Below are 15,466 nucleotides of genomic sequence, written 5' to 3'. Positions count from 1 at the left end.
AACCGGCAGAGAATGTCTCCGCGCGACCGCGGCATGAACATTTTGGCGTACGGTGGCCGGCATGGCGGAGCGGACGGTCGTCGCGATCTCCGACGGGCCGGTGACCAGGCTCGGTCAGATCGTGCTCGCGGGCGAACTGGTCGACGACGAGCCGATCATGCCGTCGACGCTGCGGGTGATGGACGCCTACGTGCTGTCGGTGCTGATCGGGGGTGAGGGCAACTATCGCGACGCGGACGGGCGGGACGAGCGGATCACGCCGGGTGCGCACACGATCGTGCCGCCCAGGTTCCCGCACACCTACGGCACCGATGCGGGGGAGCGATGGACGGAACTGTTCGTCGTCTTCACCGGACCGCTGTTCGATTCGCTGGCCCACCTGGCCGGGGCCGGTCCGCGGTACCCGGTGCCGCCGCCGTCGATCGAGGCGCTGCGCACCGTACTACGCTCGCCACCGCGGACGCGCCGGGTCGCGGAGCATCAGTTGCTGGCGCTGGCCGACTGGCTGATCGACACCGATGACACCGCGGACAGTCCGGACGTGAGCATGGAGATCGTGGACGCGATGGGCCGCCTGGCCGACGACCTCACCGCGAGCACGGACCTGGCGACCGTGGCCGCCGAGTCGGGGTTGAGCTACGACACCTTCCGGCGCCGGTTCGCCGAACAGGTCGGCCAGACGCCGGCGGCGTACCGGAGTGTGCGTCGGTTGCAGGCCGCGGCCACGCTGCTGCGGCTGACCGACCTGACCCACCGGGAGATCGCGCGGACCCTCGGTTTCGCGGACGAGTTCCACCTGTCGCGCCGGTTCCGGTCCCACTTCGGTGTGTCGCCGCGCGAATACCGACGGTCCTGAAATCCGCCTTGACACCTCGCTCGGAGTGAGATGGGGTGGTCTGAAACCGGTTTCAGACCAAACGCCCTGGAGGACTGATGAGCACCGGCACCACCGTCCGCGAGAACTGGGAGCAACACATCGCGAGTCGTTCCGACGAGCGCGAGACCGTTCCCGTGCCGCAGTTGCCACCGCCCGCCGGCCTGACCGTCGTCGAGGGTCTCGGACACGTGACACTGCGCTGGGAGCCGGTGGAAGGCGCGATCGGCTACCTCGTGCATCGCGCGCCGGCCGGTTCGCCGCACGCGGACCTGGCACCCGTCGACCACCTCGGCGGTGACGTCCTGTCGGTCCCTGAGACGTGGTACGTCGACACCACGGGCGAGCCCGGCACCGCCTACGACTACGCCGTCGCCTCGGTGCCGACCGTGACCGAGCACGGCGAGGTCGGCGAGCCGGTCACCGCTTCCGCCAAGCCCGCAGGCGGAAGCGTTCCAGTCGTCGACCTGACCGTCACTATGGCAGCGGACGGTACGCCGCTCGCGAGGCCCTGGCAGCCGATGATCGGCAGCGAGCGGCTGAGCCAACTGCTGTGCACCGACACCTCCGGCGGCCAGGTGATCGGGACCGAGCTGGAGGCCGCACTGCGCCGGGTCCACGACGAGATCGGCGTCTCGACCGTGCGAGCGCACGCGATCCTGCACGACGATCTCGGCGTCTACCGGGAGGTCGACGGAGAACCGGCGTACGACTTCAGCCGGATCGACGAGGTGTACGACAAGCTGCTCGCGATCGGTCTGCGGCCATGCGTCGAGCTCGGCTTCATGCCGCGCGACCTCGCCGGCGACCCGGACCGCACGGTCTTCGAGTACGGCGGCATCATCTCGCCGCCGAAGGACTGGGACCGCTGGTCGGACCTGGTCGGGACGCTGGTGCGGCACTTGATCGACCGGTACGGCGCGGACGAAGTACTGCACTGGGACTTCGAGGTGTGGAACGAGGCCAACCTCGAGGTGTTCTGGTCCAGCACCCGCGACGAGTGGATGCGCCTGTACGACGTGACGGCCGCTGCGGTGAAGGCGGTCGACCCACGGCTCGCGGTCGGCGGACCGTCCTCGGCGGCCGCCGGCTGGGTGGACGAACTGCTGGAGCACACCAGCCGGTCCGGAGCGCCGGTCGACTTCGTCACCACTCACACCTACGGCAACTCGCCGCTCGACCTGCGGCCGACGCTGGCCCGCTACGGCAGTACGGCGCGGATCCTGTGGACCGAGTGGGGTGTCACCCCGACACACTTCAACCCCGTCAACGACAGCGTCTCGTCGGCGACCTTCTTGCTGCACGGGATGCGTTCGGCGTCGGGTCGGCTGGATGCGCTGTCCTACTGGGTGGCGAGCGACCATTTCGAAGAGCTCGGCCGGCCGCCGCGGTTGCTGCACGGTGGATTCGGGCTGATCACCGTCGGCGGGATCGCCAAGTCGCGCTACCACGCGCTGCATCTGCTGTCGCGGCTCGGCGACACTGAGCTGCCGGTGGAGGCGTCCGGCGACGGCGCCGACGGCCTGGTGCAGGCCTGGGCCTCACGGCATGACGACGGCAGCCTGAGCATCCTGGTCTGGAACCACACGCTGGACCAGAGCAAGGCGGGCGGCGATTCCGCCCTCCGCCGTACCGTCAGACTGCACCTGCAGGACGGCGGTACGGCGCGAGTCACCCGGCTGGACGCCGACCACGGCGACATCACGACACTTGCCGACCGGATCGGCGTACAGGACTGGCCGACGGACGAGCAGTGGGACGAACTTCGTCGCGCCGACGAGCTGGTGGCCGAGCCGGTCGAGCTCACCGCCGGAGTTCTCGAGCTCGACCTGCCACAGCCGTCGGCAGTCCTGATCCAGATCACCGTCTGATCCCGTTCCCGGGCGCGTGGGTCAGGCGATGTCCCGCGCGCCCGGGCGAGGGATGGCGGCCAGCAGCTTGCGGGTGTAGGGGTCCTTGGCCTCTCCGATGACAGCGAGCGTCGGGCCGCGCTCCACCATCACGCCCTGGTTCAGCACCATCACCTCGTCGGCGAGCAGCCGGGCACTGAGTAGGTCGTGGGTGATGTAGAGCATGGCGATGCCGCGGTCGCGAACCAGCTGGTCGAGCAGCGCGATGATCTCGGCGCGGATGGACACGTCGAGCATCGAGATCGGCTCGTCGGCGACGACAACCTCGGGCTCGGGTGCCAGGGCTCGCGCGATAACCACGCGCTGACGTTGCCCGCCGGACAGTTGGTGCGGCAGCTTGTCGAGGTACTGCTCCGCCGGGCTCAACCCGACGGTCTCGAGCAGCTCGGCTGCCCGCGCACGGGCCTCAGCGCCGGTCAGACCGAGGTAGTTGCGCAACGGCCGGCTGAGCGCATACGCGACGGTCCGAGTCGGGTTGAGGGCGGAGAACGGGTCCTGGAAGACCAGCTGGACATGCCGCCGGTACTTCCGCAGCGCCCCGCGTCCCAGGTGGTCGACCGGCTCGTCCTTGAACCGGATCGACCCAGTGGTGGGACGCTCCACGCCGGTGAGGATGCGGGCGATCGTCGTCTTGCCCGAACCGCTCTGGCCGACCAGCGCGGTGACCTGCCCCGGCCGTAGCGCGAACGACACGTCGTCCACGGCCTGGGTGACAGTCGTGTTCAGCCCGCGCCTGGTCTTGTAGACCTTGCTGACGCCATCCACGACGAGCACCGGCTCCGCGTCGATCCGCTCCGACAAGCCGGCAGCGAACACCTGATCGCGGCGGCGCAACTCCGCCGCCTTCTCCAGTACGACGCGAGCATCGCCGGACTGCTCGACGAGCAGGCACCGCACCTGTCCGAGACTCGCGGGCAGTAGCTCGGGGTGCACAGTCCGGCAGGCGTCCACCGCGACCGGGCAGCGTGGCTGGAACAGGCAGCCGGCGTGCGGCTGCGACAGGTCCGGCGGCCGGCCCGGGATGAACTCGACCTCGACGACCTGGTCCCGCGGGTCGGCGTACGAACCGAGCAGGCCGGCGCTGTACGGGTGCAGGTGGCGCGTCACCATCTCCGCGGCCGGCTGGTCCTCGACGATCTCTCCGGCGTACATCACCATCACCCGGTCGGCCAGCTCCATCACCGTGCCGAGGTCGTGGCTGATGAACAGTACGGCGAAGCCGAGCCGTGCCTGCAGTTCGCGCAGCCGGTCGAGGATGTCGCGTTGCACCACGACGTCCAGCCCGGTGGTCGGCTCGTCGAGGAGGACGAACCGCGGCTCGAGAGCCAGCGCCAGCGCGAGCGCGACCCGCTGCTTCATGCCGCCGGACAGCTCGTGCGGGAACCGGCTCAGCACCGAGCGGTCCAGCGACACCATCTCGAGCAGCTCGGTGGCACGGGCGTCGACGTCCAAGTCGTTGCCCAGGGCATCGGAGTGTGCCTCGAAGGTGTCGGCGAACTGGCGCCGGACGGTGATCACCGGGTTGAGCGAGTTCATGCTCGACTGGAAGACCGTGGACAGGTCGACCCAGCGCAGCGACCGCAGTTCGTCCTCAGCCGTCGTGGTCACGTCCTGCCCGTCGAACCTGATCGTCCCCCCGGTGATCGCGGCCGGCCGGTCCAGCAGCCGCAGTACGGCGTTGCCGAGCGTCGACTTGCCGCAGCCGGACTCGCCGAGCAGGCCGACGAACTCGCCGTCGTGGACGTCGAAGCTGACCCGGTCCACCGCCCGGACGGCGGCGGAGTCCCGCGGGCTGTACGTGACGCTCAGGTTGCTGACCTCGAGCAGAGCCATGTCAGTCCTCCCTCAGGTGCGGGTTGCTCAGCGCGTCGATGCCGAAGTTCATCAGCGTGAACGACGTGATCAGCAGCGCGAGCGCGAGTCCAGGCGCCACCAGCCAGGCCCACTGGCCGGTGGTCAGTGCGCCACCGAGGCTGGCCTGGTTGAGCATGGTGCCCCAACTGACGGTCTGCGGATCGCCGAGACCGAGGAAGGCCAGGCCGGCCTCCGCGCCGATCGCGCCGAGTGCGGCGCCCATGAAGCCGACCACGATCAGCGAGATCATGTTCGGCACGATCTCGAACGCGATGATCCGGGCCGTACTGTCGCCGGCGAACTTCGCCGCGGTGATGTAGTCCCTGGTTCGCAACGTGATGATCTGGGCGCGTTTGATCCGGGCGCCGTACGCCCAGCCGGTCACGGTGATGACGATGATGATCAGGCCGAGGCCCTTCACCGGCGCGTACCCGGCCAGCACGATCATCAGCGGCAGCACCGGCACCACCAAGCCGAGGTTGATGAAGAACGAGAGCACCTCGTCCACCACACCTCGCAGGTATCCGGCGGTGAGACCGACGGCCATCGCGATGAGCGTGCTCAGCACACCGGCCACCAGCCCGACGATGAGCGAGGTGCGAGCGCCGTAGATGAGTTGGGAGAACACGTCCTCACCACGTGCTGTGGTGCCCAGCCAATGCGCGGCGGTCGGCCCTTCGGACGCCCCGAACTCGTCGAGCCGCGGGCCGTACGGCGCGATCACCGGAGCGAGTACGGCGATCACGATGAACGCCGCCAGCATCAGCATGCCCACCCGGCATTTCCCGTTGCGCCACAGGATGACGAACCAGCCAGGCAGTCTGCTGGACCCGCCCGCGTCGATCGCGGTGACCCGCAGAGCCTCGGTATCGATGGTGTCCGTCGTCATACTGCCTCCGCCCGTCGTACCCGCGGATCCAGGAAGCCGTACGTCACGTCGGCCAGGAAGTTCGCGGTCAGTACGCCGATCGTGGTGAACAGGAACAGCGCCTGCATCAGCGGATAGTCCTTGTTCGACACGGCTTCCAGCAGCAGCCGGCCGAGCCCTGGGTAGTTGAAGATCGTCTCGACCAGCACGGTCCCGCCGAGCAGGCTGCCGAGGGCGATCGCGAACCCGGTGACGTTCGGCAGGATCGCGATCCGGGCGCCGTACGTCAGCGCGATCCGCCGCTGCGGCAGCCCCTTCGCCCGGGCCAGCCGCGCGTAGTCCTCGCCGAGGGTCTGGACCATGTTGTTGCGCATGCCAATGATCCAGCCGATCGGTCCCGTGATCAGCAGCGCCACGGCCGGCAGCACGCTGTGCTGGAAAGCGTCGGAGACGAACAACCAGCTCCAGCTCGGACTGCTGCCGCCGCCGTACCCACCGCCGTCCGGGAACCAGTTCAGCGTGATGGCGAACACGAAGATCAGCAGCAGCGCGAGCCAGAAGAACGGCAGCGTGCCGACGAACGTCGACCCGAGTGTGATGACCGAGTCGACCCGCGAGTTGCGCCGGTACGCCGCCCACGCGCCGAGCAACGTGCCGATCGCGAACGACAGCAACTGCGTGACGCCGACCAGGATCAGCGTCCATGGCAGGGCGCTGCTGATCATGGCCGTCACGGTGTAGGGGAAGTACGAGTACGACACCCCGAAGTGGCCGGTGCAGATCGCGCCCAGGTAGTCCCAGTACTGCGACAGCAGGTTGCCGTCGGGAGTCCCGAGCAGTTTGCGGATGGCCTCGAGCTGGGCAGGGTTGACCGCCGTGGTCTCACCCTGCAGGCGGTTCAGCAACGCCTGGGCCGGATCCCCCGGCTGGAGCCGGGGGATCAGGAAGTTCAGCGTCACCGCCGCCCACAGAGTGGCCAGGAAGAACCCGGCCCTGCGGACGAAGTAGAGCATCGGCGGTCAGCTCCCGGACGACGGGACGAGGTGGGTCAGGACGACCAGACCGTTGCCGCCGTCGGCGTACGGGTCCTGCTCGTTCGGCCAGCCCTCGGCCTTCTTGGTGTCGTACTGGAACCACTTCGCGCCGTACCAGATCGGGATCATCGGGACCTGGTTCATCATGATGTCGACCAGTCCGGCGACGGCCTGCTTCTGGGTGCCCTCGTCCGGCGAGGTCTCCAGCCGGCTGAGCAGCTCGTCGGTCTTCGGGTCCTGCCAGCGGATCTCGTTGCTGTCCGCCTTCTTGCCGATCGGCGCGGTGCGGGCACTGTTCAGCGGGTCGCTGAAGTTGGCGTACATGTTGCAGCCGCCGCCGTGGACGCCGAACATCATGTCGTAGTTGCCGGTGGCCCGTTCCTGGTCGTGCGCCTCCGGCGTCGGGGTGTCCTTGGTGACGTTGAAGCCGAGTGCGGTCAGGTTCTTGATCAGGATGTCGGCGGCCGCGACCCAGTCGACGTACGAGCCGGGCACCTTGAAGCTGAACGAGATCGGCTTGCCGTCCTTGCCGAGCCGGTGGCCCTTGGAATCCTTCACGTAGCCGGCGTCGGTGAGGGCCTTGTCGGCGGCTGCCGGGTCGTACTTGATCCGGCCGTCGTCGGCCAGGCCCTGCGGCAGCCAGTCCTTCTGACCGGGTACGACGAGGCCGCTCTGGCTGGCCTGGGTCACGTAGCCGAGCTGGGCCCGGTCGATGACCTGCTGGTGGTTGAACGCCGTGGTCAGCGACTTGCGGAACGCCACATCGTTGAACGGCGCCTCGGTCAGGTTCATGTACACGCTGATCACGCCACCAGGCGCGTACCAGTAGTGGTGGTTCTTCGGGTCGCGGTCGACGTACGCCTTCTTGATGTCCTGGACGAACATCGCGTTGGTGTCGTACTCGCCGCGGCTGAGCTTGAGCTGCTCGACCTGGCCACCGGCGTCGGCCTTGTTGAACCGCAGTTCCTTGACCTTGATCTTGTCGGCCTGCCAGTAGTCCGGGTTCCGCTCGACGACGAGCTGGCGCGGGTTGAACGACTTCACCTTCATCGGGCCGGTGCCGACCGGGGCGGTCGCGTTGGTGAACGTCGTCGGGTCCGCGACCTTCGACCACACGTGCTCCGGCACGATCCGTACGTCACTCACCAGGGTGAATACGGAGGCGGCCGGCTTCTTGAACGACATCGTCACCTTGTTGCCGTCGGCCTTCACCGCCGACAGGTACGTCCACACACCCCTGAGGTCGAGGGCGGCGTACTTCTTGATCATGTTGAAGGTGAAGGCGACGTCGGCCGCGCTGAACGGCTTGCCGTCGTTCCACTTCACGCCGTCGCGGACCGTGTAGACCAGCGTCTGCGGGTCGGTCCACTGGTACGACGTGGCCAGCCAGGGGAGTGCCTTGCAGCTGTAGCCCTCGACGTACATCAGCGGTTCGTAGATGTAGTCCGCCGCGCTGAGCTTGGTGGTCTCGAGATACGGGTTGTAGTTCGGCTTCGGCGCGGCGCCGCCACCGAAGTCGCCGTAGTTGAGGAAGTCGACCATCCCGTCGCCGGAACTGGCCGTCGTCTGGCCCTCCGTACCGGTACAGCCGGCGAGTAGCAGGCTGACGCTTGCCACTGCGGCGATGAGGGTCTTGAGCCGTGCTCGTCTCGTCATCGGGAGTCCTCCTCAGGGTGTGTCCGGCCCCAGCCGGACGTTGGCGGTTTCCCCCCATCGATCCCCGTACCTTCGATCCCCTCAGCTCGGCAGGATCAGGGCACACCCCCGCAGCCGCACGAGCTGCGCAGCACCAGCTCGGTCGGTAGCACGATGTCGCCGGCCGGCTGGTCGAGCGGGTCGGCCAGCAGCCGCGCCGTGGTCGCGGCCAGTTCACGGATCGGCTGCCGGATCGTCGTCAGCGCGGGCCGCACCAGGGCAGCCATCGGCATGTCGTCGAAGCCGGTGATCGCGACGTCCTGCGGCACCCGCAGCCCTCTGCCGAGCGCGCTCAGCAGGAGACCAAGCGCCGTCTCGTCGTTGGCGCAGACGACCGCGTCGGGCCGGTCGTCGCGATCGAGCAACTGCTCCGCGGCGATCGCGCCGTCGGACTGTTGCAGCCCGACCCGGATCGGCTCGGCGGGCGGTTTGCGGCGGGCCGACTTGTGTGCCGCGAGGAACGCCTGCCAGCGGGCAGTCACGTCGGGGGAGCCGTCCGGCATCCCGACGAAGGCCAGCCGGCGATAGCCGTGGTCGACCAGCAGGTGCCGCGTGAGTTCCTTCATCGCGTCATTGGCGACACTGACCGAAGCCTGCGCCGGACCGGCCTCGCTGGCCATCACCACCACGCGGATCTGCGCGGCCACTTTGGCGATCGTGTCGGTCGACACCGTGCCGCCGTGGATCGCCATCCCGTCCACGCGGTCGGCCAGGTCGAGCACGGTGGCGTCGGTGTCGGCGCGCGAATGCGACGCCAGCACCAGCACGCTGTCGCCGGTCTCCAGCGCCTCGGCCTCGAAGCCTTGGATGAGCTCGGAGAAGTACGGTCCGGACAGGCCCGGGAACACCAGCCCCAACGCGCCGTGCCGGCGCTCGGCCAGCGCGCGCCCGAAGTGGCTCGGCTTGTACCCGTGCTCCTCGATCACCCGCAGGACGCGGTCGCGGACCTCGGGGGAGACCGGGGTCGTGCCCCTCGAGACGCGCGAGACGGTCGCGGGGGAGACGCCCGCGATCTCGGCGACCCGGCGGAGCGTGACACGGCTGTTGCCCATCGGCTGAACTCCCGTTACGGTTGAAACCGGTTTCATGAGACCGGTTTCACGACCATAACCACGACCGCGGCCAGTGGCAACAGCTCGGCGCGGCGACCCGGAGCGATCGAGACCCGGCGAGGACGTGACTGTGACGACATCTGCCCAACCCCTGTCGATACCGCCCCGATCGATACGGCTGGAACGGCGCCGCATCCTGGTGGACGGCGTACCGCGGATCCTGATGGCCGGCGAGGTGCACTACTTCCGGCTGCACCGTGAGGACTGGGCCGACCGGCTCGACAAACTCGTGGCTGCCGGCTGCAACGCAGTGGCGAGCTACATGCCGTGGATCGTGCATCAGACCGCGTCCGGCGCGGTCGACCTCGCCGGCGCCACCAGTGAGTACCGCGACCTGATCGGGTTCCTCGACCTGGCCGCCGAGCGGGACCTGCTGGTGATCGCCCGACCTGGTCCGTTCGTGATGGCGGAGTTGAAGAACGAAGGCGTGCCGTTCCGGATCTACCGCGACCACCCGGACGCCGTACCGCTGGGATGGGACGGCAAGCCGGCGACTACGGCGACCCTGGACTACCTCGAGCCGGGATACCTCGCCGAGGCCGAGCGGTGGTACGCCGCGATCATGCCGGTGCTGGCGGAACGCCTTGTCAGCAAGGGCGGACCGGTCGCCGCGGTCCAGTTGGACAACGAGGTCGGCATGCTGTCGTGGGTCACCAACACGCCGGAGCTGACCGACCGTACGCTGGCCGACCTCGCCGCCCGGGCCGAACAAACCTGGGGCCGCGAGGGCAGCATCGATCGGTACGGCGCAGACCCGCGCGACACCGAGCGTTGGGCATCGTGGTGGCGCGCCGGCGGCACCGACGGCGGCACGGAGATCCAGCAACTCGCACTGCACCACGACCTGGGTGCACATCACCGCGACCGCTATGCGCGGTATCTGCTGCGGCTGCGCGACGTCGCTCTGCAGCACGGCGTCGACGGCGTACCGTTCATGATCAACCTCCACGGCACGTACGCCGGACGCGGCCGGCACTTCCCGATCGGCATCAGCCAGCTCTCCAAGTCGTACGCCGGAGTGCCGCAGACGACCTCGGGTTCCGATCACTACATGGGCGAACTGACCGTCGAGAAGGTGCCCGACCTGTATGTGATGAATGCCTTCATGGCCGCGGTCCACGACGCCGACCAGCCGATCACGTCGCTCGAATTCGAGGCCGGGACGGGCGACTACGGCGAGGACCTGAGCTCGCTGACCACTCCGGAGACGGCCGAGCTGAAGACCCGGCTGTGTGTTGCCCAGGGCAACCGATTGATCAACTACTACCTGTTCGCCGGCGGGCACAACCCACCACTGGACAAACCGGTTGGCGACGGCAACGACCGGATCGCGTTCACCGGCGAACGGCACGGCTTCGCGGCGCCGGTCGACCCCGAAGGCCGGCTGAGCCAGACCTACTCAGGTACGGCGAGCGCGGTGCGGGCCGTCCATGGTGCCGAACACTTGCTGGCCGACATGGACGAGGAGTACGACGACGTCGTCCTCGGCTACGTCCCGGACCACTACCTGACCGAGTACCACCACCCCGACTCCGCCGTACGCCGTGACCAGGTCGGCGAGCTGGAGCGCTACCGCGGGATGGGGCCGCGCGACATCCTCGCCCGGGCCCTGCTGCTCGGCGGCTACTCCTTCGGTGCCGTCGACCTGTCCGGTACGCCGACCTCGGCCGGCGCCGACCTCGACCCGGCCGGCCCGGTGGTCGCGCTGGCCACGCCGCCGGTCCTGAGTCGCGCGATCCAGGAGCGTCTCGCCGCACACGTCCGGGCCGGCGGCAGGCTGCTGCTGCACGGCCGGATCCCGGTCATCGACGACGACGGCACGCCGTGCACGGTGCTCGCCGACGAACTCGGTGTGAAGGTCGACGAGACCATCCAAGGCACCCCGCATCTCTTCCCGTCAGTGCGTGCGACCGCCTGGGCCGGCGACCAGCCGGAGGTCCGGGTCGGGATGATGGAGCACCTGGTCGCGCCGGACGCGAAGCCACTGGCTGTCGATGTCGCGACCGGTGCGCCGGTTGCTGTCGCGCTCGCCGGCGGACGGGTCGTGGTGATGGCCTGCGACTATCCGGCTCACCTCGACTTCTGGCGGCTGCTGTGGGAGCGGATCGGCGTTCGCCGCCGGATCATTGCCGAGGGCAACACTCCGGGGCTGGTGACGACCAGCACGGCCGATGCCACCGGTCAGCGACTGGTGCATCTGATCAACGTCGCGCCGGTGCCTCAGACGTTCACGCTGATCGTGGACGGGGTTTCGCTCGACCTCCACCTCGGCGCTCGTGAGGGTTTGATCCTGCCGGTCGGCGTACGGCTCGACGACGCAGTACTGCGCTGGTCCACTGCCGAGCTCGACGGGCCGGGCGACGGGTCGACCTTGTTGCTGCGGCGTCCGGCCGGCCCGGGCCGCGCGCTGATCGACACCACTCGGAATGTCTTCGTCGACGGCGATGCCGCCGTGAGCCGGACCGCAGAGGGCTGGCTCGTCAGCTGGCCCGCCGGCCAGGCCGGCGATCGCCTGACAGTGCGCCTCTCCTAGGAAGGGAACCGCCTACGATGACTTTGTCCCTTGGTGTGCTCGGACTCGGAAGTGTGTTCTCCGGCCCGTACGCCTCCTTGATCACCAAGCTCGAACAGGAAGGACGCGTTCGGCTGACCGCGGGCTACGACCCCGATCCGGACAAGCGGTCCGTGGCCGCGGACCGGTTCGGGATCGATACGTCGGCAGGCCGGCCCGAGGACCTGATCGGTCGCGACGACCTCGACATCGTGCTGGTCCTCACCAGCATGAAGCAGCACGGCTCGTTAGCGCGTGCGGCCCTGGAGGCCGGCAAGCACGTGCTCGTCGAGAAGCCGATGTCCACGTCCCTTGAGGACGCTCAGGCGCTGCTCGAGGCCGCCGCCGTCGCGCCGGGGCAGCTCGTGTGTGCTCCGCACATCGTGCTGTCGCCGACGTACCGGGAGATGCACCGACGGGTCCGCGAGGGCGAGATCGGCGATCTTCATCTGGCTCGGGCGCGGTACGGCTGGTCAGGCCCGTGGTGGGGCCGCTGGTTCTACGAGGCCGGCGGAGGCGCGCTGTTCGACCTCGGCGTGTACAACCTGACGAGTCTGTGCGGGTTCTTCGGCCCGGTCCGGCGAGTCACGGCCATGGTCGGCACCGCCATACCGAAGCGCGAGATCAACGGCGAGCTCGTGACGGTCCGCGCCGACGACAACGCGCAGATCACGCTCGACTTCGGCAACGCCCGCTTCGCCACGATCACGACCGGGTTCACCATGCAGCAGTACCGGTCGCCGGCGATCGAGCTGTACGGCGGCACCGGCGTACTGCAGATGCTCGGCGACGACTGGGCACCGAACGGGTTCGAGCAGTGGTCGAACGACCGTGGATCCTGGGAGGTGTTCGGCGAACGCGACCCGAACTGGCCCTGGACCGACGGCCTGCGGCATCTCGTCGAGAGCGTCGAGAACGGTACGCCGACCGTCACCCGGCCCGAGCACGCCTTCCACGCCCTCGAAGTGATGCTCGCCGCCAAGCGCTCCGCCGAGGAGGGCAGGGTGATCGACGTGATGAGCCCCTTCCCAGACCTCGACTACGACACTCCCAGTCGACCCGCCGGCGACGCCCACGCCAACCACGACCCCCGCACCAGCTGAGGTTCAGGGGATCAGCACGACCTTGCCGGTGGTCGACCGGGACTCGAGAGCGCGGTGTGCCGCGGCAGCCTCGGACAGTGGGAACGTCGTCGTGAGCGCTTCCCAGCGTCCGGAGAAGGTCTCCTCCAACGCCGCCTTCTCGAGCTCCCGGAGCCGGGGTGCCAGCTTCGGCCCGATCGCCCACGTCGCGGTCAGCCCGCGATTCATCAGGTCCTGGGTGGTGACCTGGATCGGCCCGCCTCCGGACCACCCGAACATCAGCACCCGCCCGCCGATCCCGAGCAACTCGAAGGCTCGCTGACCGCTCTCACCACCGACTCCGTCGAGCAACACCGTCACTGCTCGGTCGCCGAGATCCGCCTGGAGCGCACTCACCCAGTCCGGATCGCGGTAGTCGACCGCGTACTGCGCTCCGAGATCCCGGACCAGCCGCACTTTCGCCGACCCACCGGCCAGCCCGATCACGGTCGCCCCGACATTGCGTGCTGCCTGGACCAGATAGCTCCCGATCCCACCAGCCGCAGCCGTGACCAGTACGACGTCGTCCGCGGTCAGCTGCGCCTGGGCGAGGATCCCGGCCGTCGTCCGCCCGGTCCCGATCGCGGCGACCGCCGGTACGCCGTCCACGTGGTCGGGGAGCTCGAACAGCGATTCGACCTTGGCCACCGCGAGTTCGGCGTACCCGCCGGGGACCATGCCGAGGTGCACGACAACCCGCTTGCCGATCCAGCCTGCGTCGGCCTCGGACCCGACCGCCTCGACCCGGCCGGCGACCTCGCGACCGGGGATCGTGGGTAGCTCGGGCACTGGGATCGGGCCACCACCGGCCGCGCCGGATCGGAGCATCGTGTCGACCAGGTGGACACCGGCGGCTTCCACCCGGATCAGGACCGTCCCGGGGTCTGGAGCGGGGTTCGGCGCCTCCTCGTAGCGCAGGTTCTCCGGCGGACCGAACTCGTGCAGCGTAATCGTCTTCACAACTACCAGAACCTAGAACCTCAACGAGTGTTGAGGTCAACCTGTCCCACTTTCTTACGTTGTGTATTAAAGTGCGCGGTAAGGGAGGGGTGTCACGTGGCGAAGATTCTGAAGGGCGCGACCGCGCAGGAGACGCACAGCGCGATCCTGGACCTGATCCGCTCCAGTGGCACTGTCACCCGCGTCGACCTGGCCGAACGGTCCGGCCTGACCGGTGCGTCGATCTCCCGGGTGGTCAAGCAGTTGCTCGCCGACGGCCTGATCATCGAGACCGGCCTGGGCGACCCGACCGGCGGCAAACGCGCCACCCTGCTGCAGTTCAACCCCCGCGCCCGGCACGCCGTCGGCATCTCGATCGACACGCCCAGTACGACGTACGTCATCACCGACATGAGTGGGCGGGTGATCGAGCAGGTGTCGTCGCGGGGCATCGGCCGCGACGCGCCCGCGACCGCGGTCAAGCGGATCACCGCCGAGCTCGAGGACCTGATCGTCAAGGCGGACGTCGAGCCGTCCTCGCTGATCGGCGTCGGGGTCGCGCTGGCCGGCCGGCAGGGCGGGGGAGGCCTGCGACTGCTGCGCACCGACCCGGAGAAGTACGCCTGGGAGCCGTTCGCCGTCCGTGACACGCTGATGGAGACGATCGACCACCCGATCGTGGTGGAGAACGACTCGACCTGTGCCGCCATCGGCGAGTTCTGGGCCGGCCGGATCCCGTCCGCGAACGACTTCGCCACCGTCTACATGGCGGCCGGCTTCGGCCTCGGCCTGGTCACCAACGGCGACGTGTACCGCGGCTCGTCCTCGAACGTCGGCGAGATCGGCCACATGGTCCTGGACGTGAACGGGCCGGAGTGCTGGTGCGGCGGCATCGGCTGCCTGGAGAGCCTGGCCGCGCCGGCCGCGGTGGTGAAGCGTGCCGAGCAGGATGCGTCGCTGGCGACCGCGCTCGGGCTCCGGGGCCGCCGGACGTCGGTTCGCTCGGACTTCGCCAAGATCGCGCGACTCGCCGCCGGTGGCGACCCGCGCTGCACCGAGCTGATCGAGGAGTCGGCGACGTACCTGGCCAAGGCGCTGCTGTCGATCACCAACCTGCTCGACCTCGACCAGATCATCCTGGCCGGCCCGGGCTTCAGCGAGGCGGGTGACATCTACGTCCGGATCGCGACGACGGAGATCAACCGCCTGTCGTTCGTCCGCGCGATGCACCCCACCCGCGTCGAGCAGTCCAAACTCGGCCCGAGCGCCGCCGCCCTAGGCGCCGCCTCCCTCGTCCTCCACAGCCAACTGACCCCGCACCAGAAGTCCGGTCGCTGACCTCCGCCCCACCAACCTCCCTCCATCTGCACCCTGCGCGACTTTGGGCACCGCCCAACCACCAACACCCCCTTGGCCTCAACCGGTTGTTGCACATGATCTTTGTGTGGTGACTGGAGGTAGTGATGCCGGGTAGGCGGTTGGACGTGCGGGAGCGTCAGGTGATTGAG

General features: G+C 68.8%; 11 protein-coding genes. 5 read left to right on the top strand and 6 right to left on the bottom strand.

Going from position 1 to position 15,466, the window contains the following annotated elements:
- Positions 1 to 61: 61 nt before the first annotated feature.
- On the top strand, positions 62 to 856 hold the full coding sequence (locus tag E0H73_RS42445; protein ID WP_131366447.1) for a helix-turn-helix transcriptional regulator: 795 nt from the start codon (positions 62 to 64) through the stop codon (positions 854 to 856).
- 77 nt (positions 857 to 933) lie between these two features.
- Entirely contained in the window at positions 934 to 2,745 is a 1,812-nt protein-coding gene (locus E0H73_RS42440) for a GH39 family glycosyl hydrolase (RefSeq protein WP_131366445.1), read from the top strand.
- 21 nt (positions 2,746 to 2,766) lie between these two features.
- Here the strand turns inward: E0H73_RS42440 and E0H73_RS42435 are convergent, their stop codons facing one another.
- The 5 genes from E0H73_RS42435 to E0H73_RS42415 form a co-directional block, all read right to left on the bottom strand.
- On the bottom strand, positions 2,767 to 4,617 hold the full coding sequence (locus E0H73_RS42435; RefSeq protein WP_131366443.1) for an ABC transporter ATP-binding protein: 1,851 nt from the start codon (positions 4,615 to 4,617) through the stop codon (positions 2,767 to 2,769).
- A 1-nt stretch (position 4,618) separates the two neighbouring features.
- A complete protein-coding gene (locus E0H73_RS42430) occupies positions 4,619 to 5,527 on the bottom strand; it encodes an ABC transporter permease (RefSeq protein WP_131366441.1) in 909 nt (302 codons plus the stop codon).
- Positions 5,524 to 6,519, bottom strand: a complete 996-nt coding sequence (locus tag E0H73_RS42425) for an ABC transporter permease (RefSeq protein WP_131366439.1) — start codon at positions 6,517 to 6,519, stop codon at positions 5,524 to 5,526. Before E0H73_RS42425 ends, E0H73_RS42430 begins: the two co-directional genes overlap by 4 nt.
- 6 nt (positions 6,520 to 6,525) lie before the next feature.
- Positions 6,526 to 8,196 carry an ABC transporter substrate-binding protein gene (locus tag E0H73_RS42420; RefSeq protein ID WP_131366437.1) on the bottom strand — a complete coding sequence of 557 codons (1,671 nt, stop codon included), beginning with the start codon at positions 8,194 to 8,196 and terminating at the stop codon, positions 6,526 to 6,528.
- 95 nt (positions 8,197 to 8,291) lie between these two features.
- Positions 8,292 to 9,287, bottom strand: coding sequence for a LacI family DNA-binding transcriptional regulator (locus E0H73_RS42415; protein ID WP_131366435.1), 996 nt, complete (start codon positions 9,285 to 9,287; stop codon positions 8,292 to 8,294).
- 130 nt (positions 9,288 to 9,417) lie between these two features.
- Here E0H73_RS42415 and E0H73_RS42410 point away from each other — a divergent pair, with 130 nt between their 5' ends.
- Together E0H73_RS42410 and E0H73_RS42405 are read left to right on the top strand one after the other, a co-directional pair.
- A complete protein-coding gene (locus E0H73_RS42410; RefSeq protein WP_131366433.1) occupies positions 9,418 to 11,880 on the top strand; it encodes a beta-galactosidase in 2,463 nt (820 codons plus the stop codon).
- A 17-nt stretch (positions 11,881 to 11,897) separates the two neighbouring features.
- Entirely contained in the window at positions 11,898 to 13,001 is a 1,104-nt protein-coding gene (locus tag E0H73_RS42405; RefSeq protein WP_131366431.1) for a Gfo/Idh/MocA family protein, read from the top strand.
- Positions 13,002 to 13,004: 3 nt separating this feature from the next.
- On the opposite strand, the gene E0H73_RS42400 is transcribed toward E0H73_RS42405, so the two are convergent.
- Positions 13,005 to 13,979: a zinc-binding dehydrogenase gene (locus E0H73_RS42400; protein WP_131366429.1), complete on the bottom strand. Its 975-nt coding sequence runs from the start codon at positions 13,977 to 13,979 to the stop codon at positions 13,005 to 13,007.
- Between the two features lie 96 nt (positions 13,980 to 14,075).
- Between E0H73_RS42400 and E0H73_RS42395 the strand changes: the two genes are divergently transcribed.
- Positions 14,076 to 15,296 (top strand): ROK family transcriptional regulator, encoded by a 1,221-nt coding sequence (locus E0H73_RS42395; protein WP_131366427.1) that lies wholly within the window; start codon positions 14,076 to 14,078, stop codon positions 15,294 to 15,296.
- The last annotated feature ends 170 nt before the right edge of the window (positions 15,297 to 15,466 follow it).

Origin of the sequence: Kribbella pittospori, from assembly GCF_004331465.1 — a bacterium.
GTDB lineage: Bacteria > Actinomycetota > Actinomycetes > Propionibacteriales > Kribbellaceae > Kribbella > Kribbella pittospori.
This window is presented reverse-complemented; position numbering and strand designations above follow the sequence as displayed.

Bases quoted from the DNA above. Each gene is read 5' to 3' on its own strand.
- E0H73_RS42445 (WP_131366447.1), top strand. From the start codon at position 62: ATGGCGGAGCGGACGGTCGTCGCGATCTCCGACGGGCCGGTGACCAGG.
- E0H73_RS42440 (WP_131366445.1), top strand. From the start codon at position 934: ATGAGCACCGGCACCACCGTCCGCGAGAACTGGGAGCAACACATCGCG.
- E0H73_RS42435 (WP_131366443.1), bottom strand. From the start codon at position 4,617: ATGGCTCTGCTCGAGGTCAGCAACCTGAGCGTCACGTACAGCCCGCGG.
- E0H73_RS42430 (WP_131366441.1), bottom strand. From the start codon at position 5,527: ATGACGACGGACACCATCGATACCGAGGCTCTGCGGGTCACCGCGATC.
- E0H73_RS42425 (WP_131366439.1), bottom strand. From the start codon at position 6,519: ATGCTCTACTTCGTCCGCAGGGCCGGGTTCTTCCTGGCCACTCTGTGG.
- E0H73_RS42420 (WP_131366437.1), bottom strand. From the start codon at position 8,196: ATGACGAGACGAGCACGGCTCAAGACCCTCATCGCCGCAGTGGCAAGC.
- E0H73_RS42415 (WP_131366435.1), bottom strand. From the start codon at position 9,287: ATGGGCAACAGCCGTGTCACGCTCCGCCGGGTCGCCGAGATCGCGGGC.
- E0H73_RS42405 (WP_131366431.1), top strand. From the start codon at position 11,898: ATGACTTTGTCCCTTGGTGTGCTCGGACTCGGAAGTGTGTTCTCCGGC.